The sequence below is a fragment of the Duganella kummerowiae genome, from assembly GCF_053572355.1.
Genome location: NZ_JBKFEH010000014.1, coordinates 295,121 through 317,947 on the forward strand (window position 1 = coordinate 295,121; position 22,827 = coordinate 317,947).

The following is a 22,827-nucleotide window of genomic DNA, read 5'->3' on the forward strand; positions in this document are numbered from 1 at the left end:
GCATCGCCCCCCAGGCAGTGTCAATCAATCTTCGACGACGAAGACGCGCAGGCGGTGGCCGTCGCGGTCCAGCGCCACGAAGGTGTAGCCGAAGTCCATTTCGGTGGGACGCTGGGCGATGGCCAGGCCGCGCGCGCTCCAGTCGGCGTACAGGTCGTTGACGGCGCTGCGGTCGGCCACCTTGAAGCCGATTTCGGCGCCGCCGCCGGAGGCCAGCGCGCGCGGCTCGACCGTATGGCGCGACCACAGGCCCAGCATCAGGCCGGAGTCCAGCGCGAACAGGGCGAAGGTGGGCTGGGCCTGCAGCGGCTCGCGCCCCAGCAACTCGGCGTAGAAGCTCGCGCTGGCGATGGGGTTGTCGACGTAGAGCAAAGTGTAGTTGGGGTTGAACATGGTGCAGCTCCTTGGACGGGGTGGATAAGTAGGCCTATACTACGTGGCGGTTCCGTCAATTTTTGTCAGGAGTATGCGCATGAAAGTGGCCGTGGCCTTGTGGTTGACGATGAGCGCGAGCGCATACGCGCAAGAGATTCCGGCTGCCGACGCCAAGCCGGCGCCGGCCAAACCGGCGCTGCCGCTGGCCAATGTGCCGGCGGCCGCCAGCGACGACGCCGTGCGGGCAGCCATCAAGGCGGTATTGGAGGAAGAGCGCGCGGCGCAGGCGGCTGCGCCGCAGCCGCCGCAGGACAGTGTGGTGCTGAGCGGCGAGTCGTCCTACTCGCGCTTTGGCAAATCGGTCAGCGAGGCGCGCACGCCGAGCTGCCTGCACCCGGATGCGATGAAGTTCAATCCCGCCCACATCGGCCCGATCCAGATCGTCGGCATCTTCTCCCTGCCCTGGCTGGTGGGGGCCGCCGTCCAGGGCAAGTGCAACTGAGCTATTCGTAGCGCAGGCAATCCACCGGCAGCAGGCGCGAGGCGCGCCGGGCCGGATAGAAGCCGAAGAACATGCCCACCAGGCTGGAAAAGCCGCACGCCACCATCACCGCCTGGGTGGTGATGAACACGTCGAATTTGCCGGTAGCGGTGATGGCCATGGCGGCGCCGCTGGCCAGCAGCACGCCCACCATGCCGCCCACCAGGCAGATCACCACGGCCTCGGTCAGGAACTGCAGCAGCACGTCGCGCGGCCGCGCGCCTATCGCCATGCGGATGCCGATCTCGCGCGTGCGCTCGGTCACCGAGACCAGCATGATGTTCATGATGCCGATCCCGCCCACCACCAGCGAGATGGCGCCGATCAGCCCCAGCAGCAGGGCCAGGCCGGCGCTGATCTTCTTGGCCGTCTCCGCGAACGAGGCCAGGTTCTCGATGCGGAAATCGTCGGGCTCCTCGAACTTGATGCGGTGGCGGTCGCGCAGCGTCTCGCTGATCTCGCTGACCGCCTCCGACAGCACGCCACCCGGCCTGCCCTGCGCGATCACGTAGTGCACATTGTTCGGGAACGGCATGCGCACCAGGTTGGCGCTGGCCGCCGTGATCGGCACCAGCACGTAGTCGCTCAAGTCGCCGCCGTCGACCTGCTTGCCCTCGCCATACAGTACGCCCACCACCTGGAAGGCCACGTTCTCGATGCGGATGTATTTGCCCAGCGGGTCGGTCTTGTAGAAGAACTGGTCGGCGATCTTGTGGCCGATCACCACCATGCGCGCGGCGGCGCGCACGTCGGCTTCGCTGAAGGCGCTGCCCTGGTCTATCTTCCAGTTGCGTATCCTGAACATGGCCGGGGTCACGCCATGCACGGTCTTGCTGGCCTGCTCGTTGCCGACCGCGAGATTGAAGCCGCCCTGCAGCGCCGGCGCGGCGCCCGCCAGGGTGGGCAGCTCGTTCAGGGCCGCCGCATCCTGCATGGTCAGGGCCGGCGCGGCGCCGGCGCGCAGGCGCTGCTGCTGGGCGCGGTCGCCGCCCGGCATCACGAACAGCATGTTGGTGCCCAGCTGCTCCAGCTCCTTGCCGATGAAGCGCTGCATGCTGTCGCCCACCGCCAGCAGCAGCACCACCGAGGTGATGCCGATGATGATGCCCAGCATGGTCAGCGCCGTGCGCAGCCGGTTCGCGCTCATCGAACGGAAGGCCTCGATCACGATCTGTAAAAGGTTCATATCGTTTATCCTGTTTCCGGCCTAGGCGTGCAGCAGGCCCAGGCCTTCGGCGCTGGGACCGTCGTACAGCACCCGGCCATCCTTGAGGCGCACCAGGCGGCGGCTGTAGGCCGCGATGTCCGGCTCGTGCGTCACCAGCACGATGGTGATGCCGCGCTCCGCATTGAGCTGCTGGAACGAGCGCATGATTTCCTCGCTGGTGTGGGTGTCCAGGTTGCCGGTGGGCTCGTCGGCCAGGATCAGCGGCGGGTCGCCGACCAGGGCGCGCGCGATCGCCACGCGCTGCTGCTGGCCGCCGGACAGCTGGCTGGGCGTGCGCTTGCCCAGCTCGCCGAGGCCGACGCGCTCCAGCTCCTGCATGGCCTTGGCATGCGCCTTCGAGCGCGACACGCCCGCATAAATCAGCGGCAGGGCCACGTTTTCCGCCACGCTCATGCGCTTGATGAGGTTAAAGCTCTGGAACACGAAGCCGATGGTGCGGTTGCGTACCATGGCCAGTTCGGTGCGCGTCAGTGTGCGCGTGTCGACGCCGTTCAGCAGATAGCTGCCGCCGCCGGCCTGGTCCAGGCAGCCGAGGATGTTCATCAGGGTCGACTTGCCGGAGCCGGACTGCCCCATCACCGCCACGAAGTCGCCGCGCGGCACCGCCAGGTCGATGCCGAACAGGATTTTGGTTTCGACGCTGCCGGAATAATTGCTCTTGGTGACCTGGCGGATATCGATCAGCAGCTGGCCGCCGCTGGCGGGCGCGCTCACAGCCCGCCTTCCGGCGCCGTCGCCAGCGCCCGTGTGATGACCTTGTCGCCCTTCTTCAGTTCTCCGCCCAGCACCTCGGTGTAGCGGAAGTTGGACAGGCCGATCTTGATGTCCTTGGGGACCGGATGGTTGTTCTGGTCCAGCGTGTAGACCTTGAAGGAGCGCGTCAGGTCGGCCTTGCTGCGGAAGGCCAGGTCGTCGTCCGGCGCAGGCTCGCTGGCGGCGGTGGCGGCAGTGGCGGAAGCGCTGGCGCCGTCCTTGGCCTTCTGGCGCTTGGCTTCCTTCTCCAGTTCCTCGTCGCTGAGGCGGAAGCGCAGCGCGGCGGTCGGGATGCGCAGCACCTGCTGGCGGTTGCCCACCACCAGCCGCACCTGCGCCGTCATGCCTGGCTTGAGCAGCTCGTCCTGGTTGTCCACGTCCAGCACCACGTTGTAGGTGACCACGTTCTGCACCACGTTGGCGGCCAGGCGGAACTGGCGCATGCGGGCGCGGAATTCCTTGTCCGGATAGGCGTCCACCACGAACACGGCTTCCTGTCCTTCCTTCAGCTGGCCGACGTCGGCTTCCGACACATTGGTGTCGATCTGCATCTTGGTCAGGTCGCGTGCAATGGTAAACAGGGTCGGCGTGGTGAAGGAGGCTGCCACGGTCTGGCCCAGGTCCACGGTGCGCTTGATGATGACGCCATCGATGGGCGAACGTATCACGCTGTTATCGAGGTCGGCCTGGGCCCGCGCCAGCTGCGCCTGCGCCAGCTGCTGGTTGGCGATGGCGACATCGACTTCGCGCTTGGACTGATCCAGCGCCAGCGAGGAAATGAACGCCTGCGCCACCATGCCCTGGTTGCGGCTGTGGGTGGCCTGCGCCAGCCGCAGCGTGGCGCTGGCGGAAGCCAGGGCCGCCTGGTACTGGCGGATCTGGGCGTTGAAGATGGTGGGGTCGAGCTTGAGCAGCACCTGCCCTTTCTTGACGCGGTCGTTGAAGTCCGCCTTCAGTTCGCTGACGGTGCCGGACACCTGGGAGCCGACATTGGTCAGCGCCACCGGATTGATGGTGCCGTTGGCCGTCACCGTCTGGGTGATGTTGCCGGTATCGACCTGCGCCGTGCGGTAGCGCAGCGGTTCGACCGCCGGGGTTTTGCTCTTGTGATACCAGGCCGCGCCGGCGCCGGCCACGACCAGCAGGCCGATCGCCAGCCAGATTTTTTTCTTGGTCAGGATAGCCATGCCCTTGTGCCGCTCCCAGTGGTGGTCCGTCACCATGGCGGACCGTGGGCACAAGTATCATTCTATTTTGCAATTAAAGCAATCCACTGCCTGAGGCGCTGATGCAAGCAGGGGCGCATGCCCCCTGCTTGCTAGCGCCGCGTATCAGCGGTCGTTCTTGTGGCTCTGGCGGCCGGCTTCGGCGTGCTGTTCCGGCGTGCCGCCACGGGTCGAGCCGCTGCGGCCGCCGCTCGAGCTGCCGCCCGAGCCGCTCTGCTGGTTGCCATCGTTCTTGTGGCTTTGACGGCCGGCCTCGGCGTGCTGCTCGGGGGTGCCGCCGCGGGTGCCGCCGGAACCGCCGGAGCCGCCCGACGAGCCGGACGAACCGCTTTGCTGGTTACCGCTGTTCTTGTGGCTTTGCGAGCCAGCGGCGCGCGCTTCTTCCGAAGTGAATTCATGCGCGTTGCCGGAAGCGTGGGCGGCCCGGCCGCCTTCCGCAGCGATTTCGCGCTGTTTCTCGGGATCCATGGAGGCGAAGCCGCGGCCGCCACCCTGGTTGTTGCCTTGGTTGCCCGATTGCTGATTACCTTTGCCTTGATTGCTGTTTGCCATGATTATCTCCAAAGTTGTATCCGTAGCGTCTGCCGATCAGGCGCCGACGGGAAGCACCATCTTGGGGCAGCAGGACCGTGCACGTAATCGGCCGGGCTCCTGAGTGCGGGTAGGAAGCATCCTGCGATCAGTTGCGTGTCTCTACCGAGTCTCGGTGTGAAGGTTTACCGGCTCTCTCAGCAGTATTCCTTTTGTGCGCTGCAACTTTTGTGCTCTAATGGTTTGGTGTCAAATACACAATTCCAAATAATGAACAGCCCAGACGCCAGCCGTCTCACACGGCAGTCCCCGCCAGCGGCCAAACCCCATTGGCCCGGCATTGCCGCCGTTGGTGCGGTGCTGCTGGCGGCTGGCTGGGGTGTGGCGCACCAACTGGCGCAATCGGGCAGCGAGGTGTCGCTGCTGTGGGGTTTGGCGCACTACCGCAAGGCTGGCGACGCCGCACCGCCCGCCGCGTCCCCTGCTGCTTCGGCAGGTCCCGTGTTGGCAGCGGAGCCGGAGGGCGCAGTGCGCGCCATGTCGCTATCCGCCACGCGCAGCGGCTTCAGGAACACCAGCGAATGCAGCGCGGCCTACAACGGTGCCATGGCGCGCGCCTTCCCCGGCACGCGGATACGCGCCAAGGAACAGGTGCTGTGGATACACACGGGCCGCTACAGCGCGGTGGCGTCCTGCGCCGACTACAACGCCGCCGTGCTGGTGGTGGCGGGGCCGGACGCGCGGCAGGCCGAGGACATGCACGCGGCCGTGCTGGCGCAGCTGGGCGTACGCTGAGCCCGCAGCAGCCGGACTTACTGCCAGGTCGCCATGTCCAGGTTTACGGTCTGCACTTTTTGCAGCTGGTAGGCGCGCGCATTGGAGCTGGTGACGTTATAGGTGGTGTTCTGGGTGCTCAGGTCATACACCCACAGCGCCGACATCTGCACCCGGTTGTTCACGATGGAGTTCATGATGGTTTCGAAGCGCTGCGGCACATCCGAATACAGCGATTGATCGACGCCGAATTCGCCCAGGAACAGCGGCTTGCCAGACAGGACGGACTGCGCCTTGGCGGCGGCTACGATATCGTCATAGGTCGCGGTGCTGGGCTGGCTGAAGTATTTGCCTGCTTCGCCTTCGGCCTTGGGATACAGGTGGATGGTGAAGGTGTCGATAGGCGCCGGGTTGTTGCGCGCCAGGATCAGGCCGAACTGGGCCGGGGTATCCGAGCTCCAATTGTTGCCGTTGCTCTGCTGCAGGTGGTAGGCGCTGTAGTACGGTACGTCATTGCCGCTGAAGATGGGCGTATTGGGATCGACCGCGCGCAAGGTGGTGGCAAAGTCCGTCAGCGCCGAGATGATGGTGGACGGCGTGATGTTATCAGCCGTGGTACGGGCCGGCGCCCCCTGCGTGGGTGCGCTGGGCAGCCACTGGTAGTTGCCCACCGAAGGGGGAATGTCCATCAGCGAAGTGGCCTCGTTGCCGAACTCCCAGGCCCACAGCGCCGGATGGTCCTTGTAGCGGGTCGCCAGCAGCGTGGTGATCTCGCGCATGTAGGCGCGGGTCTGGCTGGCGCTATTGCCCCACTCGGGAATGTGTTCGCCCTTGAGATCGGCGAAGGCGGTCCAATTCCAGAACACATCGAGCACCACGCCTATGCCTTGCGCCTGGGCCGCATTCATGAATTCGTCGAGGCGGTTCAGGAACACGGCCTGGTTGTTGATGAAGCTGCCCTGGATCTCGTTCGGCCAGAACGCGATCGCAGCAATGCGTACAAAGGGCACGTTATACTGCTTCAGGGTCGCCAGGCCGGCGATGCCGGTTTTCTGGTTGTACACGCCATAACGGTAGAAGGCGTCGAAGTAGTTCACGCCGACGCCGTAGAACGGTTTGCCGTCCTTCATGAATTTGCCGTTGCTGATGCTGAGCGGGCCGGCTACGGCAGGCTGTGCAAAGGCGGCGGCCGCGAGCAAGGCGGCCGCCAGGGTTTTCCATTTCATACTGTTCTCCAGGAATCGTAAATAGGCGGCCAGAGGGGGCCGCCGGCCCTCTCTGCAAAAGTCAGGTGGCCGAGGTGGACGGCGCCGCCTTCAGGTAATCGCGCAGGATCTCCAGTTTCTTGAAGGGCGCCTCGGTGCCGCTGGGAGCGATCCAGCCGCCCTCGCCCCATTCGTTCCACGCGTAGATGAACGTGATGCCCCCGGTCGCGGCAAGGTTGGCGTTGTGCACGTTATTCACTTGCGTGACATGGGCCTGGAATTGCGCATCCGTCGCCGGGCACTGCTGGGCCTGGGAGTCGGCGCCAAACCACGGGCGGTCGTCGTACCCGGCCATCAGGGTCGGCCACCAGTTCACCCGCTTGGGCAGGTATTTCTTTACGGCGGGCACATAAAGATCATACTGCTGTTGGGCAGCCACGATGATTTCATCAAACGAGGCGGCACGGCGCTCGGTGCCGTTGAAGGTGCCGCGCCGGATGTTGTAGTTGCACATGGCGTCCACCGTGACGCAGCCGGCCCAGGCGCCCACGTCGCCAGTCTGTATCACCAGGTAGAGCGAAGGCGTGAAAGTTGCGCTCAGCTGCGACACCAGCACGTCGTTGCCGGTGCCGGTGATGCCTCCGGTGGTGTCGCCAGCCAGCACATTGGCCACGATATTGTGGCAATTCTTGAGGAAGGCTTCGTGCGCCACGATCTTGTCGGCCACCGCCATGGCGTAGCTGGACGGGCGCCCTGCGGCCAGATTGATGATGCGGTCTATCTGGGAGACGTCGTAGATGGCGAACACCGGCTTGTTGTTCAGCTTCCAGTAATAAGGCTGGTCCTTCATGTGCAGCGCCGCCAGTCGTATGCCTTCGTAGAAATACTGCTTGCTGTCGCTGATGGGCACGGTATTGCTGTGGTAATTGGAGTTATTGGACCACTGCAGGAACCACTGGATCTTTTCAGGGTTGCTGATCTTGAAGCCGGTGCTGGTCCGCTTCAGGTTTTCCACCGCATAGTTCTGGAACTCGTCGCGGTACCAGTTAATGCAGAACACATCCACGCCGTACTGCGACGCGTAGTCCACCGCCCGCTCCATATTGATCGGCAGCTTTTCGTCATAGCCCCGGGTGGTTTCGTCCGAGGTCCACGGGCCGTCTATGGGATAGCGCTCCTTGAACTCTTCCAGTCCCATGCGGTGGGTGACATTCGGCCAGATCGAGGTGGGATACACGCCCCAAGGATTATCGCCGTGTAGCCATTGTTGGGACTGATCGATGGGCTTGGACCAACCAGGAAAGTAAATGGCCACCAAAGTGCGCGCCGGTGTAGCAATGCCGCCTTGAGCGAAGACTTTACCCAAGGGCAACAGACTGCCCGCCACTGCAGCACCGGCGCCTATCATCAACTGCCGTTTCTTTTTTTGCATGACCAGCCTTTCAGGAGAGCGACTTTTATTCTTGAATTAACAGTGCTGCTTTTAAAGCATAGTTAATTATAAGATAAAATTTCCTGAAATTATCTAATTTACAAAAATTTACTCGCCCATAAGCATGGGCGGGCCAGTGTCGTGCACCCCGGATCGGTAGGCCCACAGCTAGCAGGCTGCTGAAATACTCGTGACGCCGGCTGGTGCCACTACCGGATGCCGCTGGCGGCTGTTTTTTTCATCGCGAGCGGGGTTTTTGGGGCTATTCCAGCGGGTTCAAGCTGATTTAGCGCCCGATCCGGTCACTGCGCTGGCTGTGGACGGACCTGTCCCAGCGAGCGCATCCGCACCAAGTTGTAAGCGGCCATGGTCAGCACAAACATCTGGTCGACTTTCCGCAGGCCGCGCACCATCACCTGGCGCATGGCACCGACCGACTTGGCCCAGCCGAAGCCTGGCTCGATGAGCTTGCGCTTTTGCTGCGAGATCACGTAACCCTCGCTCCGGGCAATCGTGTCAGGCACTGCCGAGCTGCGCCCCGAGGTGTTCTGCGCCACGTGCGGCACGACATTCATGGCCTGGCAGTCCTGCACGAACTCCGCCGCGTCATAGCCCTTGTCGGCGCCGAGCGTGATCGCACGCGCCGGATCATTCAAGGCCTGGCGCGCGTCGTTGATCATGGCCTTGGCGGCTTCGCGCTCGGCATAGCCATCGGCTCTGGTCACCATGGCGTTGGCGATCAGGCCGTGGCGGTTGTCGCTGAGGGTATGGCCCATGTAGCGCAACTCACTGCCTGTGCTATTGCCCTTGCGGTACAAGCGTGAATCCGGATCAGTCTTCGATTGGTGGGTCTCGTTGCTGCGCTTGCAGCCCTTGAAATTGCCGCCTTCGCCGTTCTGGTCATCGCCATCCTTGCGCACAAAACTCTTGTGTCCGGTCCAGGCTTGGATCAGCGTGCCATCGACGCTGAAGTGCTCGCCGGAGAGCCAGTTCTTGTTCTCGGCGATGGCCAGCACTTCGTTGAAAAACTCGATGACCGCATCGTGTTTGATCAGCCGCTCGCGGTTCTTGGTGAACACCGTGGGCACCCACACGGCATCATCCATGGACAGTCCGATGAACCAGCGATACAGCAGGTTGTACTGGGCCTGTTCCATGCAGTCAGCTGCCTGTCCCCCTGCCTTGCCCATGGCATCGTGAGCTCTGCAGAAGTGGTCGCGGGCATTGCCGCGCGCCACCCGATCACTCACCAGCACCAGTTCATCTACGAATTGGGCCGGCGCGAATACTTTCGGCACGTCTGGGCCCGGCGCGGCGACCAGATCCTGCAGTCGCTGCATGCCGGGCCCATGCCCGACACGGCCTATGAGGGCGAGGTTCCCGCAGACATCCGTGAAGGCCGCAGCGGCGTGCCGGTGATCGACCAGGCCATGCGCACCCTGTATGCGACCGGCTATCTGCACAACCACGCACGCATGTGGCTGGCCAGCTACCTTGTTCACATCCGCCACGTGCACTGGCGCGCGGGCGCTGACTGGATGATCGCCCATCTGCTCGATGGCGACCTGGCCAGCAACCACCTGAGCTGGCAATGGGTCGCGGGCACGGGCAGCGGAAAGCCCTATGTGTTCAACGCCGACAACGTCGCGAAGTACGCGCCGCCGTCATGGCATAGCTTCGGCAGCGTGCTGGACACCTCGTACGCGGCGCTGTTACGGCTGGCCCACGGCGCACCAGCGCCCGCGCCGATGCCGCATGACGAGGGCATCCCGGAGCCGGCGCTGCTGGCCGCGCCGATAGCCGGCATGGCGTCTGCGCCGGCAACAACGCCGGCAACCATGGCGGGGCGCGACGTCTGGCTGGTGCATCCCTGAGGGCTGGGCGAGCCGCCTGCCGACCTGCCTAGGGATTGCATCAGCATAGGCTGGTGGCCGGCCGAGTACCATGCCAGCCGGCCATGGTGCGCATTGCGCTGGCAGTTCGCGCACGGCCGCATGCAGGCATTGGCGCCGGTCGCGTGGCACGCCAGTAGCGATGCACTGGCGGCCGCACTGGCCGGGGCGCGCTCGGTGCAGACGTGGGCGGATCCGCATGTGGCCGCTATCCTGCCGGCTCGCGTACAGCAGCGCGACACCAATGCGCTGTTCGCCGCTGTGTCGCAGCCATGCAACTCGTTTTCGCGGTGGTGGCGGCGCAGCATGCGCGGCGTTCAAACACTGCGCGAGCTGCCCGGCATCGCAGCGCTGGACAGGTGAGCGCGGCCGCCGGGCTGCTTGCCGCGCCAGCGCTGCCATCAGGTCATTATCGGTTCCGAGCAGGGATGAAGGAAAAGGCGTTGAAGGCGACGGAATCGGAGAACAGGGAAAAGCGCAATCGCTATGTTTGACGGGCTCCCTGGAACCTATCATTCATCGCGCACGGCGGCGACCTCGCCTTGCAGTGCGGCGATGCTTCGCTGCGCGGCCTGCAGTTGCTGGTCGAGCGCAGCCTGTCCGGCAGCGCCCTCCTCCCTCGCGGCGCGTAGTGCGGCGGCATGCCTGGCGTCCAGCGCGGCGGCGGCATGAACATGCTCGCCGCTGCCGCCAGGATGCGTTTTGCTAGCCAGCCGCCTCCCGCCGCTAGCCCGTATCATCCTGCGGGGCTGCCACTGCGACGGCACAGCGGCCACGACCGCCCTGCCGCTCCAGGCCCATCGCTAGTGGAGTGCCGCCAGGCGCGATTCCGCCGGTTGCCAGCCGCCCCCCAGGGCTCGAAACGCCGCGACGGCTGCGCGCGACGATTCCGTTTCGGCTTGCACCCGCGCATCCGTTGCGCGCAACCATTTTTCGTCGGCCTGCAGCACGTCCAGCAAGCTGACGACACCCTTTTGATAGGCTGCAAAGGACGCTGCCCGTGCCCGCCCCCAGGCCTCCGCCCCTTGGGTGAGTAGCACTACCTGCTGCTCGTTATTGACCAAGGCTGAAAAGCTGTTCTCCACGTCCTCGGCCGCACGCAAGGCGGCAAGCCGATACGCGGCCAGCAGCTCAGCCTCCTGGCCCTTGGCCAGCTCGATCTGTGCATCGATGCGGCCGAAATCGAACAGGCGCCAGCGCAATCCGAGTACCGCTGCGGACTGATTGGCGCCGCTGGCAAACAGATTCCCGGCGGAGATCGCGGTTGCGCTGCCGATGAGCCCGGTCAGCGAGAGCTGGGGGTAGTACTCGGCAATGGATGCGCCGATGCGCGCATGCGCAGCCGCCAAACGCCGTTCGGCCACGATCAGATCGGGCCGTCGCCGCAGCAGTTCGCTTGGCGATCCCGTCTCCGTCAGTTGCGGCGGGGTGGGAATGTGACCGGCGCCGGCCAGCTCTGACCGATGTGTCCCGGGCAAGCCGCCCAGCATCACATCCAGCGCGTTCAAGGCCATGTCCAATCCTGTCTCCAGGGCGGGTATCGATGCCCGGGCCTGGGCAAGCGCCCCTTCGCTTTGTCTTACCTGGAGTTCCGGCGCCAGTCCTTTGCCATACAGGAGCCTGACGGTGTTGAGCAGTTCCTGCTGCGTCTGCACCTGGCGGCGCGCCACGTCAAGGCGGGCCTGCAATCCACGGATGGTGATGTAGATATCGGCGGTCTGCGCCGCAACGGCCAGGCGCGCGGCCACCGCCCCCGCTTCCGAGGACTGGTATTCGGCCAGAGCGGCTTCCCGTCCACGCCGCAGCCCACCGAACACGTCCAGCTCCCAGCTCGCACCGAGATTGGCTTCGTAGGAGCTGCCGTGACGATCCAAGCCGGGCTGGGAATTCAATACCTGCCCCAAGGGAGTTTCCACCGACTGGTACGCCCTCGCTCCCTGGCCAGTGATCGTCGCGGAGGGCTGCAAGGCCGCGCTGGATGCAGCCAGCCCGGCACGCGCTTGCGCCACCCGTGCCCGTGCCTGGGCAAGATCGAGGTTCTGTTCCAGGGCCTGCGTCACGTAGCGGGTCAGTTGCGGATCGCCGAATCCGGTCCACCAGACCGCGAGGTCGGCGCTGGAGGCTGCCGGCCGCTGCGCGACCGCAGCCTGGCCCCGGAACTGTTCCATCATCGGCACATCGGGATGCACGTAGTCGGGACCGGCCGCGCAGCCGGCTAACAGGCCGGCCACAAGGAGGGCGGCAAAAGTGGGAGTGGGCGCCATCGTCTGCTTTCGTAGAAAGAAAGTGACCATAATACCAAATGGTCACAAGTTGTCCAGTCTTTGTGAATGGCGTAAGCTTGCGGCTATGAAGAAACCAGACACTTATCCCGTGTCAGCCCGGGGTCCGGCTGACCATGAGGTGCGCGACCAGATCGTGGTCGCCGCCACCGAACACTTCAGCCGCTACGGCTATGAGAAAACCACCGTCTCCGACCTGGCCAAAGCGATCGGCTTTTCCAAGGCTTACATCTACAAGTTCTTTGCATCCAAGCAGGCCATCGGGGAAATGATCTGCGTGAACTGCCTGCGTGAGATCGAGACCGACATCGGCGCCGCCGTCGCGCAGGCCATGAATCCTCCGGATCGGCTGCGCTCCCTCTTCAAGGCCAGCACGGAAGCCAGTCTCCGGCTGTTTTTCCAGGATCGCAAGCTGTATGAGATTGCCGCTTCGGCCGCCACCGAACGGTGGCAGTCGGTGCAGGCCTACGAAGAGCGCGTCCAGCAGTTGATCAAGGCGGTGGTGCAGGAAGGACGGCAAAGCGGGGACTTCGAGCGCAAAACGCCACTCGACGAGGCAGTCAAAGCGATCTACCTCGTCATGCGCCCTTATTTGAATCCTTTGCTGCTCCAGCATAGCCTGGACCACACCCAGGAAGCGCCGGTTCTGTTGTCCAGCCTGGTGCTGCGCAGCCTGTCGCCGTGAAGAAATGAATGTGACCATTGACTAATCTGGTCACTAGTTCCATAATCAAAGCCCTTATCATTGCTTGAGGGGCTATCCATGCTTCGGCATCGCTTTGTTACATCCACCGTTATCGCTGCATTGCCGCTGGCGTTGATCGCCTGCGGCGGCACGCCGTCCGCCGATCCGCGCACGGGCATACCCCAGGTGCGGGTCGCCACCGTGCAGGGGAGCGCTGCGCTGTCGCGCTCATTCACAGGAACCGTCGCTGCCCGGGTACAGAGCGATCTGGGGTTCCGCGTCTCCGGCAAGGTGCAGGAGCGCCTGGTAGACGCTGGACAAGCCGTCCAGCGCGGCCAGGTGCTCATGCGTCTGGATCCCGCCGATCTGCGGCTGGCGGCGCATGCCCAGCAGGAAGCCGTGGCTGCCGCACAGGCGCGCGCCCAACAGACTGCTGAAGACGAGGCCCGGTACCGTGACCTGCGTGGCACTGGCGCCATTTCGGCGTCTGCATACGATCAGGTCAAGGCCGCTGCCGACGCCGCCCGAGCGCAACTCAATTCGGCCAGGGCGCAAGCTGAAGTGGCGCTGAACGCCAGCCGCTATGCCGAGCTGCTGGCCGATGAGGATGGCGTGGTCATGGAGACGCTGGCCGAGCCGGGCCAGGTCGTGGGCGCGGGGCAGGCCGTGGTGCGCCTGGCGCGCGCGGGCAGCCGCGAGGCGGTCATCCAGCTGCCGGAAACGCTGCGCCCCGCCATCGGGTCGGTGGCGCCGGCCACGCTGTTTGGGGATTCCGGTACGGCCGTCCCGGCCACCCTGCGGCAACTATCCCACTCCGCGGACCGGCTCACGCGCACCTTCGAAGCGCGCTATGTGCTCGATGGCGCCCTGTCGAATGCGCCTCTCGGCAGCACGGTCACGCTGCAGATTCCGGATGCGGTCTCGGGCCAGGGCGCGAGGCAGGATCGCGCCCTGCAGGTGCCGATAGGCGCGCTGTTCGACCCTGGCAAGGGCACCGGGGTGTGGGTCATCCAGGGCGAGCCGGCCAAGGCATATTGGCGGCCGGTGGCAGTCCAGCGCATCGATGATGCCCACGCCTACGTCAGCGGGCAGCTGAAGGAAGGCGATCGTGTCGTCGCGCTGGGCGCCCATCTGCTGCGGGAAGGCGCGCTGGTGCGCGCGGCAGGCGGCGCCACCGCAGCGGAAGGAGCACGTCCGTGAGCGCTGGCCGTTTCAACCTCTCGGCGCTCGCGGTACGCGAGCGCGCCATCACCTTGTTCCTGATCTTCCTGATCTCGGCCGCCGGCATCCTGGCGTTCTTCAAGCTGGGGCGCGCGGAAGACCCGCCGTTCACCATCAAGCAAATGACCGTCGTCACCGCGTGGCCGGGAGCGACCGCCCAGGAAATGCAGGACCAGGTGGCCGAACCGCTGGAAAAGCGCATGCAGGAGCTGCGCTGGTATGACCGCACGGAGACCTTTACGCGCCCCGGCCTGGCATTCACCATGGTTACGCTGCGCGACAGCACACCGCCCTCGCAAGTGCAGGAAGAGTTCTATCAGGCCCGCAAGAAGATCAGCGACGAGGCAAAGAAGCTGCCGGCCGGCGTCATCGGTCCCATGGTCAACGACGAGTATGCGGACGTGACGTTTGCGCTGTACGCCCTGAAGGCCAGGGGCGAGCCGCAGCGACTGCTGACCAGGGACGCGGAGGCGCTGCGCCAGCGCCTGCTGCACGTGGCCGGTGTCAAGAAGGTCAACATCATCGGCGAGCAGCCGGAGCGCATCTTCGTCTCCTTTTCGCATGAGCGCCTGGCGACGCTTGGCGTCGCCCCGCAGGATATTTTTTCGGCGCTCAACAGCCAGAACGTGCTGACGCCAGCCGGCTCCATCGATACCAAGGGCGCCCAGGTGTTCGTGCGTGTCGATGGCGCCTTTGACACGCTGGAAAAGCTCCGTCAAACGCCGGTGGCGGCACAAGGCAGGACGCTCAAGCTGGCCGACGTGGCCACGGTCGAACGCGGCTATGAAGATCCGTCCGCGTTCATGGTACGCAATCAGGGCGAACCGGCGCTGTTGCTGGGCGTGGTGATGCGCGACGACTGGAACGGCCTGGCGCTGGGCAAGGCGCTGGAGGCCGAGGTCGCGCAGATCAACAGCGCCCTGCCGCTCGGCATGAGCATGACGAAGGTGACTGACCAGGCCGTCAACATCAGTTCAGCGGTGGATGAATTCATGGTCAAGTTCTTCGTCGCCCTGCTGGTGGTGATGGTGGTGTGCTTCGTCAGCATGGGGTGGCGCGTCGGCATCGTGGTGGCCGCCGCTGTCCCGCTGACCCTGGCCGCCGTATTCGTCGTCATGGCGGCCAGCGGCAAGAACTTTGACCGCATCACGCTCGGCTCGCTGATCCTGGCCCTGGGCCTGCTGGTGGACGACGCCATCATCGCGATTGAGATGATGGTGGTCAAGATGGAGGAAGGATACAGCCGGGTGGCCGCATCGGCCTATGCCTGGAGCCACACGGCAGCGCCCATGCTGTCCGGCACCCTGGTGACGGCGATCGGCTTCATGCCCAACGGCTTTGCGCGCTCCACGGCGGGCGAATACACCAGCAACATGTTCTGGATCGTCGGCATCGCGCTGATCGCCTCGTGGGTGGTGGCGGTGGCGTTTACCCCGTACCTGGGCGTGAAGCTCCTGCCGGAAATCCGAACGGTCGAAGGCGGGCACGCCGCCATCTACGACACCCGCTACTACAACCGCTTCCGGCAAGTGCTGGAACGCGTGATTGCGCGCAAGTGGATGGTCGCGGGCGCCGTGGTGGCGCTGTTTGTGGCGGCCGTGCTGGGCATGGCCCTGGTCAAGAAACAATTTTTCCCGACCTCGGATCGGCCTGAAGTACTGGTCGAGGTGCAGCTGCCCTATGGCACCTCGATCGAGCAGACCAGCAGCGCCACGGCCAAGGTCGAAGCATGGCTGGCGAAGCAGCGTGAAGCAAAGATCGTCACCGCCTATATCGGCCAGGGGGCGCCCCGCTTTTTCCTGGCGATGGCGCCCGAACTGCCGGACCCCTCGTTCGCCAAAATCGTGGTGCTGACGGGGGATGACAAGGAGCGCGAGGCACTCAAGTTCAGGCTGCGCGAAGCCATCGCGGCAGGCCTGGCGCCCGAGGCGCGGATACGGGTGACCCAGATCGTCTTCGGACCGCCCTCCCCCTTCCCTGTCGCCTACCGCGTGACGGGACCGGAGGTGGACAAGCTGCGCGCGATTTCCGCCGAGGTCGAGGCCGTCCTGCACACCAGTCCGATGATGCGAACCGTCAATAGCGACTGGGGCCCACGCGTACCGGCGCTGCATTTTACGCTGGACCAGGACAGGCTGCAGGCGCTGGGCCTGAGTTCGAATTCGGTGGCGCTGCAACTGCAATTCCTGTTGAGCGGAGCGCCGCTGACCGAGGTGCGCGAGGATATCCGCTCCGTACAGGTGGTGGCCCGCTCGGCCGGCAATACCCGTCTCGATCCCTCAAAAATCGCGGGCTTCACGCTGGTCGGGTCGGCCGGCCAACGCATTCCCCTGTCCCAGGTCGGCAAGGTGGAGGTGCGCATGGAAGATCCGATCCTGAGGCGCCGTGACCGCGAACCGACCATCACTGTCCGTGGCGATATCGCCGAGGGCTTGCAGCCGCCCGACGTGTCGGCGGCCATGACCCGGCAGCTCCAGCCGCTGATGGCGACGCTGCCTGCCGGCTACCGCATCGAGGAAGCCGGCTCCATCGAGGAATCGGGCAAGGCGACTGTGGCCATGCTGCCGATCTTCCCGCTCATGCTGGCGGCCACCCTGCTGATCATCATCCTGCAGGTGCGGTCCATCGCAGCCATGGTCATGGTGTTCCTCACCAGTCCCCTGGGACTGATCGGCGTGGTGCCGACCCTACTGCTGTTCCGCCAGCCTTTTGGCATCAATGCACTAGTTGGCCTGATTGCCTTGTCGGGCATCCTGATGCGCAATACGCTGATATTGATTGGACAGATACGGGAAAATGAACAGGCTGGCCTGGCGCCCTTCCGCGCCGTGGTGGAGGCGACCGTGCAGCGCGCACGCCCCGTGGTCCTGACGGCGCTGGCGGCGATCCTGGCGTTCATCCCGCTGACGCACTCGGTGTTCTGGGGAACCCTGGCCTACACGCTCATAGGCGGCACCCTGGCCGGCACCGTCCTGACCCTGGTCTTCCTGCCGGCCATGTATGCCATCTGGTTCAGGATACGGCCGGCGCCCTCGCACAGCTGACTCCACGCCATTGTCCATGTACACACAAAGTCAAGGCCGTGCTACCGTACATGCGCACCCAAGGCTCGGGCCGCATCGTCAACGTGAGCCCGGTACTTGGCTTTGTGCCAGCGCCCTGTGTGGCGCTTGATGCGGCGTCCAGGCATGCGGTGGAAAGGTTGACCGAGACGCTGGATGTCCTGCGCCGGGTCGGCCAGCCAGCTGTCCACCAACAGCGCGTCGGCATTGTAGGCCTGGACAAGCTCATTGACCAGGGTCACGTCGCGCACGCGGGCGGTGTTGAACGCGGCGGCAATTGGATGGGGCAGGTCCAGCAGCACCGCATGCTGGGTGACGTAGGCGGCGGACTTGCTGACGCACTGCGCGATCTCCTTGCGCCGCAGCCCGCCAATCTAAGGCTGGAGCCCCGAAAAAGAAAAAGGCCAACCCCAACGGTTGGCCTAAGTCTTTGATTCTATTGGTCGGGACGGTGTGATTCGAACACACGACCCCTTGCACCCCATTCTGCTGCTGAGCGTCTATTGGTGTCCAAAGACGTTCGACCATCTTTATCGTTCTGATTAAAATCAAAGACTTAGCTTGCGGCCTAGTCCATCATGGTCCAGCATAATCCACTGTCAGCGAAAAATATTTAAGGCACGGTTAAGGCACGGATAAGGCACGAAATCATGGCAAAAATGACTGCAATCCAGGTGGCGGCGCTCAAGCCGCGAGACAAACCCTACAAGCAGAACGTCGATACCGGCCTGCAGGTGCGAGTGGCGACCAACGGCGTCAAAGTCTGGGTGATCCAGTATGTCGTCAACGGGCGTCAGCGTGAGCTGCGCCTGCCGCGTCCGTATGGCACGACCACCAATGACGGCTACTTGTCGCTGGCTGATGCGCGCATCGAGGCCGCCCGGGTGCGCGCCATGGCGCGCGCCGGCATCGACGTCCAGCAGCAGGCGGAAGAGGAACGTGCCGAGGCGGAACGGCGCGAGGCCGAGCGTGCCGCTGCCGAACTGGAGGCCAGCCAGGCGCAAAATCGGGAAAAGCTCACTGTGGACGACATGTTCAGGGCCTGGATCGCCGATGGGGTAAGGCGCAAAGATGGCAACGCCGAACTCAAGCGCCAATTTGCGGCCGACCTGCTGCCTCAGCTCGGCGCCATCCCCATCAAGGAGTTGACCGAACACGAGTTGCGCGCGGTACTGCGCAGTTTGGTCGACCGGGGCGTGAACCGGACGGCGGTGGTGGCCCGCAACAACCTGACCCAGATGTTCGCCTGGGCCCGCAAGCGGCAGCCCTGGCGCAAGCTGATGGTCGATGGCGATCCGATGGAGCTGATCGAAATCGAGAAGATCGTGTCGCCCGACTACGACTTCGATAATTACTCGACCCGGGTGCTGTCGCCAGCCGAGATTGTGGAGCTGCGTGATGCCTTTTTGCGGCAGCATGCGACCTATCAGGCGGCGCCGGACAAGCGCTACGGGCCGCAACCGATGGCCAGGCAAACTCAGCTGGCGGTCTGGATCATGCTGTCGACGCTGTGCCGGGTTGGCGAGACGTCGATGGCCAGGTGGGAGCATGTCAACCTCTCGACCGGCGAGTGGTTCGTGCCCAGGGCCAACGTCAAGAACAATGTGGCGGACCTGACGGTGTATCTGTCGGCATTTGCGCTGGAACAGTTCCGCCAGCTGCATGCGCTTACAGGGCGGACGGATTGGTGCTTCCCGAACCGCGCCAGTGACGGCCATATCGACGTCACGACCATCAGCAAGCAGGTCGGTGACCGGCAGACGATGTTCCGAAAAAACGAGGATGGCAGCCCGCGCAAGCCGCTCAAGAACCGGCGTGCCGACAATACGCTGGTGTTGGCGGGCGGCGCCAACGGTCCATGGACGCCGCATGCGCTGCGGCGCACGGGCGCGACGATGATGCAGGGGCTGGGGGTGGCGCTAGACGTGATCGACCGGTGCCAGAATCATGTGCTGCCGGGTAGCAAGGTGCGGCGGCATTATATGCATCATGACTATGCGGAGGAGAAACGGGCGGCGTGGGCGGCCTTAGGCGCGCGACTGCGTGTGATCCTGGATTCTTAAGGGCCGGCAGGTCCTAGGCCGCCTGTTCGGGGTCTTCATCTACAACCAAGTTGATGCGACCAAGCAATCGCGACGCAAAAATCGTTATCGACCGCCGTCAGCGACACAGAAGCTCCCAACCCTTAAAAAGTGTCAGAAATTACGCCATAACTTCTACCAGTTAGGAGATTCCCACCATGCACGTTCTTCGTAAGCGTAAAACCAGCACCGTCTGGACGTAATGAACACAAGACTGCAGAGTGGTTCCCGCTATTTTCGGAAGCGTCCGCGTCCGATATCAACGGCGACATCATTGAAATCATGATTGGCGATGCCGTTGTGCGCGTACACGGTAAGGCCGACGCCAAACTTCTGCGTACGGTTGTCCAGAGTCTGTGCCCATGATTGGTCTGCCGGCGGGTACACGCATCTGGATCGCGGTTCATTACTCGAGACTTCCCGTCCCTGACGGGAAGTCTACAAAGTCTTTACATTATTGTGCAACAAGACATGGATCGCCTGTGTGGTCGAAGCCCCTCGTCCGGAACCCAATAATATCCGACCCAATCAGGATACATATTTTTGATCTTCTCACCGAGGCCCCAGCTGTCCACTTCATGCGGAGCTTTTTTCGAAAAATGGTTGACTAACATTTGAGGGAGAGCTGGCGTTTTTTGGTACCACTGTCCATCACTCTCTTCGTCTCGCCTTACAAAGTGGTAACCTAAAGGTCCAGTTTTCACTGCAATCAAGTAGTGCCCAGCTCTGGCACCCCGGTCAGGCATACTCGGGTTTTCTTGTGTACCGTGCCTGATTGCACCGTCCGCCACAAGCATCGCATCAAGCGAGGCAGCATCCATATAACTTCCCTCGGCTCTGCTCAACTCACCAGGGTCCATGCTGAGCTTGCAATCGGGCTCTTTTGTCAGATTGATTGCATACCAGTAACAGTTTTCGCGATTCCATGATTTCCAAAAGTCTGGTCCAGGCATCCCTCGTCCTCATAAAGTGTTGGCCAGTTAAGAATATAATTTTGTGAACTGCTAGCCAATCTCAATCGAACATAATCCTCTTGCTGTCGCATTTTGGCACTCGAGTGTCTACGCGGGCGGAGAGACGCTTACGCTACAACCGAAAAGATATAGGCAAAAACCGCCTCGAAGGCAAGCGTCTGTCGAGCACCGTCCTGAGCAGCAAGGCTAAATGCAAGTAGCGATGGTATTGGCGCGGGGACGAAGTTCAGGTGGCTGCGAGCTGGGCAGCGTAATTCCAGGGCAGGAAGTCGTGCACTTGGTTGACCGGATGTTCGGCGATCCGCTCCAGCACATGGCGCAGCCAGGCTTCAGGGTCGATGCCATTGAGCTTGGCTGTGCCAATCAAGCCGTACATCGCGGCCGCGCGTTCGCCGCCGCTGTCGGCGCCGGCAAACAGGAAATTGCGGCGGCCAAGCGCAACGCCACGTAATGCCCGCTCGGCGGCCGAGTTGTCTATCTCGATGCGGCCGTCCTCGGCATACCTGGCCAGGGCTGGCCACAGCTTGAGCGCGTACAGGATCGCTGCTGCCGTATCGGATTTCCGCGACAGCGTAGCGAGCGTGGCTTGCAGCCAGCGTTCCAGGTCCTCAAGCAAGGGCTTGGCCCGCGCCTTCCGTGCAGCGAGGCGTTCGTCCGGCGGCTTGCCGCGGATGGCCTCTTCGATGGCGTACAACTCGCCGATGCGGCGCAGCGCCTCGGCGGTGAGGGTCGACGGGCGCGCCGCGTGCAGGTCATAAAACTTGCGGCGCGCGTGCGCCCAGCACGCCGCCTCGGCGACACGCCCGCTGTCGTAGATCGCATTAAAGCCGGCATATGCATCGGCCTGCAGCACGCCGGTAAAGCCGGCCAGGTGCGTTTGCAGATGCTCACCCTTGCGGTCGGGCGAGTACGCAAACCACACTGCGGGCGGCTCGGTAGCGCCGCTGGCGCGGTCGTCGCGCACATAGGTCCACAGGCGCGCCGTGCGTGTCTTGCCGTTGCCCGGTGCCAGTACAGGCAGTGGTGTGTCGTCGGCGTGCAGCTTGGCGGCAGCGAAGACGTGGCGGCGCAAGGCCTCGCCCAAGGGCCGCAGCAGCGCGCTGGCCGCGCCCACCCAGCTGGCCAGCAGGGAGCGCTCCAGCTCCACGCCCTCGCGCGCGTAGATCACGCTCTGGCGGTATAGGGGCACGGGGTCTGCATACTTCGCTACCAGCACGTGTGCTAACAAGCCCGGGCCAGGGAGGCCACGTTCGATGGGACGGCTGGCCGCCGGCGCCTGCACGATACGATCGCAGCAGGCGCAGGCCAGCTTGGGACGTACATGACGGATGACGCGGAAACTCGCCGGCACATACTCCAGCTGTTCCGACACGTCTTCGCCTAGGTCTTTCAGCTTGCCGCCGCAGTCCGGGCAGGCGTCTAGGTCCGGGCGCAGTACGCGTTCCTCGCGCGGCAGGTGGGCAGGCAGTGGCTTGCGCTCGGCCTTCCTGCGCGGCGCCATCCCCACAGGTGCTTGTGCCTCGGCCACCGCCGCGTCAGCCTCCAGGTCTTCGAGCTTGAGTTCCAGCTGTTCGATTTGCAGGTCGAGCTTCTCGGAGCGGCGGCCAAATTGCATGCGCCGCAGCTTGGCCAGCACCAGCTTGAGGTGCTCGATCTCGGCGGTGCGGGTGGATAGTTCAGCGGACAGGTGCGCCACCCGCGCTTCGCTGGCCAGCAGCATTGCCTTCAGGGCGGCGATATCGTCGGGCAGGTGGGCGGCATCAAGCATGCGGCCAGTTTACGCGGGCTTTGCCACGTTTACAAGGCCGACTGAGGGCGCCAGGTGCGCTCGGGCCGGCGCCAGTCGATTCCTTCCAATAGCATCGAGAGCTGGGCCTGCGTCAGCGTCACCGTGCCCTCACTGGCCTGGGGCCAGACGAAGCGGCCGCGCTCGAGCCGTTTGCACAGCAGGCACAGGCCATCGCCAGTCCACCAGAGTACCTTTACCAGGTCGCCGCGCCGGCCACGAAACACGAATACGTGGCCGCTGTACGGATCTTCCTTCAGGGCCGTTTCCACCTTCGCGGCCAGGCCGTTGAAGCCGGCGCGCATGTCGGTCACGCCGGCCGCCAGCCAGATGCGTGTGCCCGCCGGCAGGCCGATCATGGGCGCAAACCTTGTAGCACCAGCGCCAGCGTAGCCGGATCGGGCGCGCCACGAATGCAGACTTTGGCCTGGCCCAACTGGATCTCGATGCTGCCCTCGCCACCGGAATCGACACCGACGCCGGACGGTTTTTTCGGCTCGGCTGCCAGCGCTACCGGCAGAAATTGCGTCGTCGTGTCGAGCAGGCCGGCGCGCAGTTGGCGGCGCCAGCGAAACAGCATGTTCGTGTTTAGCCCGTGCTGCAGTGCCAGTTGGGCTACCGACACCGACTCATCGCACGCTTGCTGCGCCAGCTGCCGCTTGAACTCCAGCGGGTAGTTCATGCTGCGCCGACGCTTCCTTTGTAAGCGGCCAGCCGCCCCACCTGTTCAGCAGGATCAGGACTGCGTAGAGTTCGGAAATGGCAGCAGCGAGTCGATC

At 64.0% G+C, this 22,827-nt stretch carries 19 protein-coding genes and 4 pseudogenes; 9 read left to right on the forward strand and 14 right to left on the reverse strand.

The annotated features are described in order from the left end of the window. Positions 1–24: 24 nt before the first annotated feature. Positions 25–393: a VOC family protein gene (locus ACLB1G_RS19515; protein ID WP_491628899.1), complete on the reverse strand. Its 369-nt coding sequence runs from the start codon at positions 391–393 to the stop codon at positions 25–27. Between the two features lie 79 nt (positions 394–472). Between ACLB1G_RS19515 and ACLB1G_RS19520 the strand changes: the two genes are divergently transcribed. After that, a complete protein-coding gene (locus ACLB1G_RS19520) occupies positions 473–877 on the forward strand; it encodes a hypothetical protein (RefSeq protein ID WP_491628900.1) in 405 nt (134 codons plus the stop codon). Between the two features lies 1 nt (position 878). Here the strand turns inward: ACLB1G_RS19520 and ACLB1G_RS19525 are convergent, their stop codons facing one another. The 4 genes and pseudogenes from ACLB1G_RS19525 to ACLB1G_RS19540 all read right to left on the reverse strand — a co-directional run. Next, the gene (locus ACLB1G_RS19525) at positions 879–2,102 is read right to left on the reverse strand and encodes an ABC transporter permease (RefSeq protein ID WP_491628901.1); all 1,224 of its coding nucleotides are present in this window, start codon (positions 2,100–2,102) and stop codon (positions 879–881) included. A 21-nt stretch (positions 2,103–2,123) separates the two neighbouring features. Beyond that, positions 2,124–2,858, reverse strand: coding sequence for an ABC transporter ATP-binding protein (locus tag ACLB1G_RS19530; RefSeq protein ID WP_491628902.1), 735 nt, complete (start codon positions 2,856–2,858; stop codon positions 2,124–2,126). Beyond that, positions 2,855–4,120, reverse strand: coding sequence for an efflux RND transporter periplasmic adaptor subunit (locus tag ACLB1G_RS19535; RefSeq protein WP_491628903.1), 1,266 nt, complete (start codon positions 4,118–4,120; stop codon positions 2,855–2,857). The genes ACLB1G_RS19530 and ACLB1G_RS19535 overlap by 4 nt, the downstream gene beginning before the upstream one ends. 228 nt (positions 4,121–4,348) lie before the next feature. Further along, a pseudogene (locus tag ACLB1G_RS19540) lies at positions 4,349–4,675 on the reverse strand (KGG domain-containing protein); the annotation flags it as partial. Between the two features lie 249 nt (positions 4,676–4,924). Here ACLB1G_RS19540 and ACLB1G_RS19545 point away from each other — a divergent pair. Then, on the forward strand, positions 4,925–5,449 hold the full coding sequence (locus ACLB1G_RS19545; protein WP_491628904.1) for a hypothetical protein: 525 nt from the start codon (positions 4,925–4,927) through the stop codon (positions 5,447–5,449). A gap of 17 nt (positions 5,450–5,466) precedes the next feature. On the opposite strand, the gene ACLB1G_RS19550 is transcribed toward ACLB1G_RS19545, so the two are convergent. The 3 genes and pseudogenes from ACLB1G_RS19550 to ACLB1G_RS19560 form a co-directional block, all read right to left on the reverse strand. After that, positions 5,467–6,654 (reverse strand): cellulase family glycosylhydrolase, encoded by a 1,188-nt coding sequence (locus tag ACLB1G_RS19550; RefSeq protein ID WP_491628905.1) that lies wholly within the window; start codon positions 6,652–6,654, stop codon positions 5,467–5,469. Between the two features lie 61 nt (positions 6,655–6,715). Then, positions 6,716–7,870 carry a glycoside hydrolase family 99-like domain-containing protein gene (locus ACLB1G_RS19555; RefSeq protein ID WP_491628906.1) on the reverse strand — a complete coding sequence of 385 codons (1,155 nt, stop codon included), beginning with the start codon at positions 7,868–7,870 and terminating at the stop codon, positions 6,716–6,718. 497 nt (positions 7,871–8,367) lie between these two features. Next, positions 8,368–9,222, reverse strand: a pseudogene (locus ACLB1G_RS19560) (IS5 family transposase); the annotation flags it as partial. A 39-nt stretch (positions 9,223–9,261) separates the two neighbouring features. On the opposite strand from ACLB1G_RS19560, the gene ACLB1G_RS19565 reads away from it, so the two are divergent. Further along, positions 9,262–9,939: an FAD-binding domain-containing protein gene (locus ACLB1G_RS19565; RefSeq protein ID WP_491628907.1), complete on the forward strand. Its 678-nt coding sequence runs from the start codon at positions 9,262–9,264 to the stop codon at positions 9,937–9,939. A 93-nt stretch (positions 9,940–10,032) separates the two neighbouring features. Next, complete coding sequence (locus tag ACLB1G_RS19570; protein WP_491628908.1) at positions 10,033–10,320, forward strand: hypothetical protein; 288 nt, start codon at positions 10,033–10,035, stop codon at positions 10,318–10,320. 440 nt (positions 10,321–10,760) lie between these two features. On the opposite strand, the gene ACLB1G_RS19575 is transcribed toward ACLB1G_RS19570, so the two are convergent. Continuing rightward, on the reverse strand, positions 10,761–12,221 hold the full coding sequence (locus ACLB1G_RS19575; protein ID WP_491628909.1) for an efflux transporter outer membrane subunit: 1,461 nt from the start codon (positions 12,219–12,221) through the stop codon (positions 10,761–10,763). An 85-nt stretch (positions 12,222–12,306) separates the two neighbouring features. On the opposite strand from ACLB1G_RS19575, the gene ACLB1G_RS19580 reads away from it, so the two are divergent. The 4 genes and pseudogenes from ACLB1G_RS19580 to ACLB1G_RS19595 form a co-directional block, all read left to right on the forward strand. Then, positions 12,307–12,924 (forward strand): TetR/AcrR family transcriptional regulator, encoded by a 618-nt coding sequence (locus ACLB1G_RS19580; protein ID WP_491628910.1) that lies wholly within the window; start codon positions 12,307–12,309, stop codon positions 12,922–12,924. Between the two features lie 78 nt (positions 12,925–13,002). After that, positions 13,003–14,124, forward strand: coding sequence for an efflux RND transporter periplasmic adaptor subunit (locus ACLB1G_RS19585; protein ID WP_491628911.1), 1,122 nt, complete (start codon positions 13,003–13,005; stop codon positions 14,122–14,124). Continuing rightward, entirely contained in the window at positions 14,121–17,189 is a 3,069-nt protein-coding gene (locus ACLB1G_RS19590; RefSeq protein WP_491628912.1) for an efflux RND transporter permease subunit, read from the forward strand. Before ACLB1G_RS19585 ends, ACLB1G_RS19590 begins: the two co-directional genes overlap by 4 nt. A gap of 29 nt (positions 17,190–17,218) precedes the next feature. Continuing rightward, positions 17,219–17,365, forward strand: a pseudogene (locus ACLB1G_RS19595) (SDR family NAD(P)-dependent oxidoreductase); the annotation flags it as partial. A gap of 60 nt (positions 17,366–17,425) precedes the next feature. Here ACLB1G_RS19595 and ACLB1G_RS19600 read toward each other — a convergent pair. Continuing rightward, positions 17,426–17,581: pseudogene (locus ACLB1G_RS19600) on the reverse strand (KorB domain-containing protein); the annotation flags it as partial. A gap of 285 nt (positions 17,582–17,866) precedes the next feature. Between ACLB1G_RS19600 and ACLB1G_RS19605 the strand changes: the two are divergent. Then, the gene (locus ACLB1G_RS19605) at positions 17,867–19,270 is read left to right on the forward strand and encodes a tyrosine-type recombinase/integrase (RefSeq protein ID WP_491628913.1); all 1,404 of its coding nucleotides are present in this window, start codon (positions 17,867–17,869) and stop codon (positions 19,268–19,270) included. 467 nt (positions 19,271–19,737) lie between these two features. On the opposite strand, the gene ACLB1G_RS19610 is transcribed toward ACLB1G_RS19605, so the two are convergent. The 4 genes from ACLB1G_RS19610 to tnpA form a co-directional block, all read right to left on the reverse strand. Beyond that, the gene (locus ACLB1G_RS19610; RefSeq protein ID WP_491628914.1) at positions 19,738–20,241 is read right to left on the reverse strand and encodes a hypothetical protein; all 504 of its coding nucleotides are present in this window, start codon (positions 20,239–20,241) and stop codon (positions 19,738–19,740) included. Positions 20,242–20,488: 247 nt separating this feature from the next. Continuing rightward, positions 20,489–22,030 (reverse strand): IS66 family transposase, encoded by a 1,542-nt coding sequence (gene tnpC, locus ACLB1G_RS19615; protein ID WP_491628915.1) that lies wholly within the window; start codon positions 22,028–22,030, stop codon positions 20,489–20,491. 29 nt (positions 22,031–22,059) lie between these two features. Further along, positions 22,060–22,407, reverse strand: coding sequence for an IS66 family insertion sequence element accessory protein TnpB (tnpB, locus tag ACLB1G_RS19620; RefSeq protein WP_491628916.1), 348 nt, complete (start codon positions 22,405–22,407; stop codon positions 22,060–22,062). After that, the gene (tnpA, locus tag ACLB1G_RS19625) at positions 22,404–22,730 is read right to left on the reverse strand and encodes an IS66-like element accessory protein TnpA (RefSeq protein ID WP_491628917.1); all 327 of its coding nucleotides are present in this window, start codon (positions 22,728–22,730) and stop codon (positions 22,404–22,406) included. Before tnpA ends, tnpB begins: the two co-directional genes overlap by 4 nt. Between the last annotated feature and the right edge of the window lie 97 nt (positions 22,731–22,827).

What these genes read in the sequence shown, in the direction of transcription:
- ACLB1G_RS19550 (WP_491628905.1), bottom strand. Translation starts at nt 6,654, where the DNA reads ATGAAATGGAAAACCCTGGCGGCCGCCTTGCTCGCGGCCGCCGCCTTT.
- ACLB1G_RS19605 (WP_491628913.1), top strand. Translation starts at nt 17,867, where the DNA reads ATGACTGCAATCCAGGTGGCGGCGCTCAAGCCGCGAGACAAACCCTAC.
- tnpC (WP_491628915.1), bottom strand. Translation starts at nt 22,030, where the DNA reads ATGCTTGATGCCGCCCACCTGCCCGACGATATCGCCGCCCTGAAGGCA.
- ACLB1G_RS19545 (WP_491628904.1), top strand. Translation starts at nt 4,925, where the DNA reads ATGAACAGCCCAGACGCCAGCCGTCTCACACGGCAGTCCCCGCCAGCG.
- ACLB1G_RS19585 (WP_491628911.1), top strand. Translation starts at nt 13,003, where the DNA reads ATGCTTCGGCATCGCTTTGTTACATCCACCGTTATCGCTGCATTGCCG.
- tnpA (WP_491628917.1), bottom strand. Translation starts at nt 22,730, where the DNA reads ATGAACTACCCGCTGGAGTTCAAGCGGCAGCTGGCGCAGCAAGCGTGC.
- ACLB1G_RS19575 (WP_491628909.1), bottom strand. Translation starts at nt 12,221, where the DNA reads ATGGCGCCCACTCCCACTTTTGCCGCCCTCCTTGTGGCCGGCCTGTTA.
- tnpB (WP_491628916.1), bottom strand. Translation starts at nt 22,407, where the DNA reads ATGATCGGCCTGCCGGCGGGCACACGCATCTGGCTGGCGGCCGGCGTG.
- ACLB1G_RS19515 (WP_491628899.1), bottom strand. Translation starts at nt 393, where the DNA reads ATGTTCAACCCCAACTACACTTTGCTCTACGTCGACAACCCCATCGCC.
- ACLB1G_RS19580 (WP_491628910.1), top strand. Translation starts at nt 12,307, where the DNA reads ATGAAGAAACCAGACACTTATCCCGTGTCAGCCCGGGGTCCGGCTGAC.
- ACLB1G_RS19610 (WP_491628914.1), bottom strand. Translation starts at nt 20,241, where the DNA reads ATGCCTGGACCAGACTTTTGGAAATCATGGAATCGCGAAAACTGTTAC.
- ACLB1G_RS19535 (WP_491628903.1), bottom strand. Translation starts at nt 4,120, where the DNA reads ATGGTGACGGACCACCACTGGGAGCGGCACAAGGGCATGGCTATCCTG.
- ACLB1G_RS19525 (WP_491628901.1), bottom strand. Translation starts at nt 2,102, where the DNA reads ATGAACCTTTTACAGATCGTGATCGAGGCCTTCCGTTCGATGAGCGCG.
- ACLB1G_RS19520 (WP_491628900.1), top strand. Translation starts at nt 473, where the DNA reads ATGAAAGTGGCCGTGGCCTTGTGGTTGACGATGAGCGCGAGCGCATAC.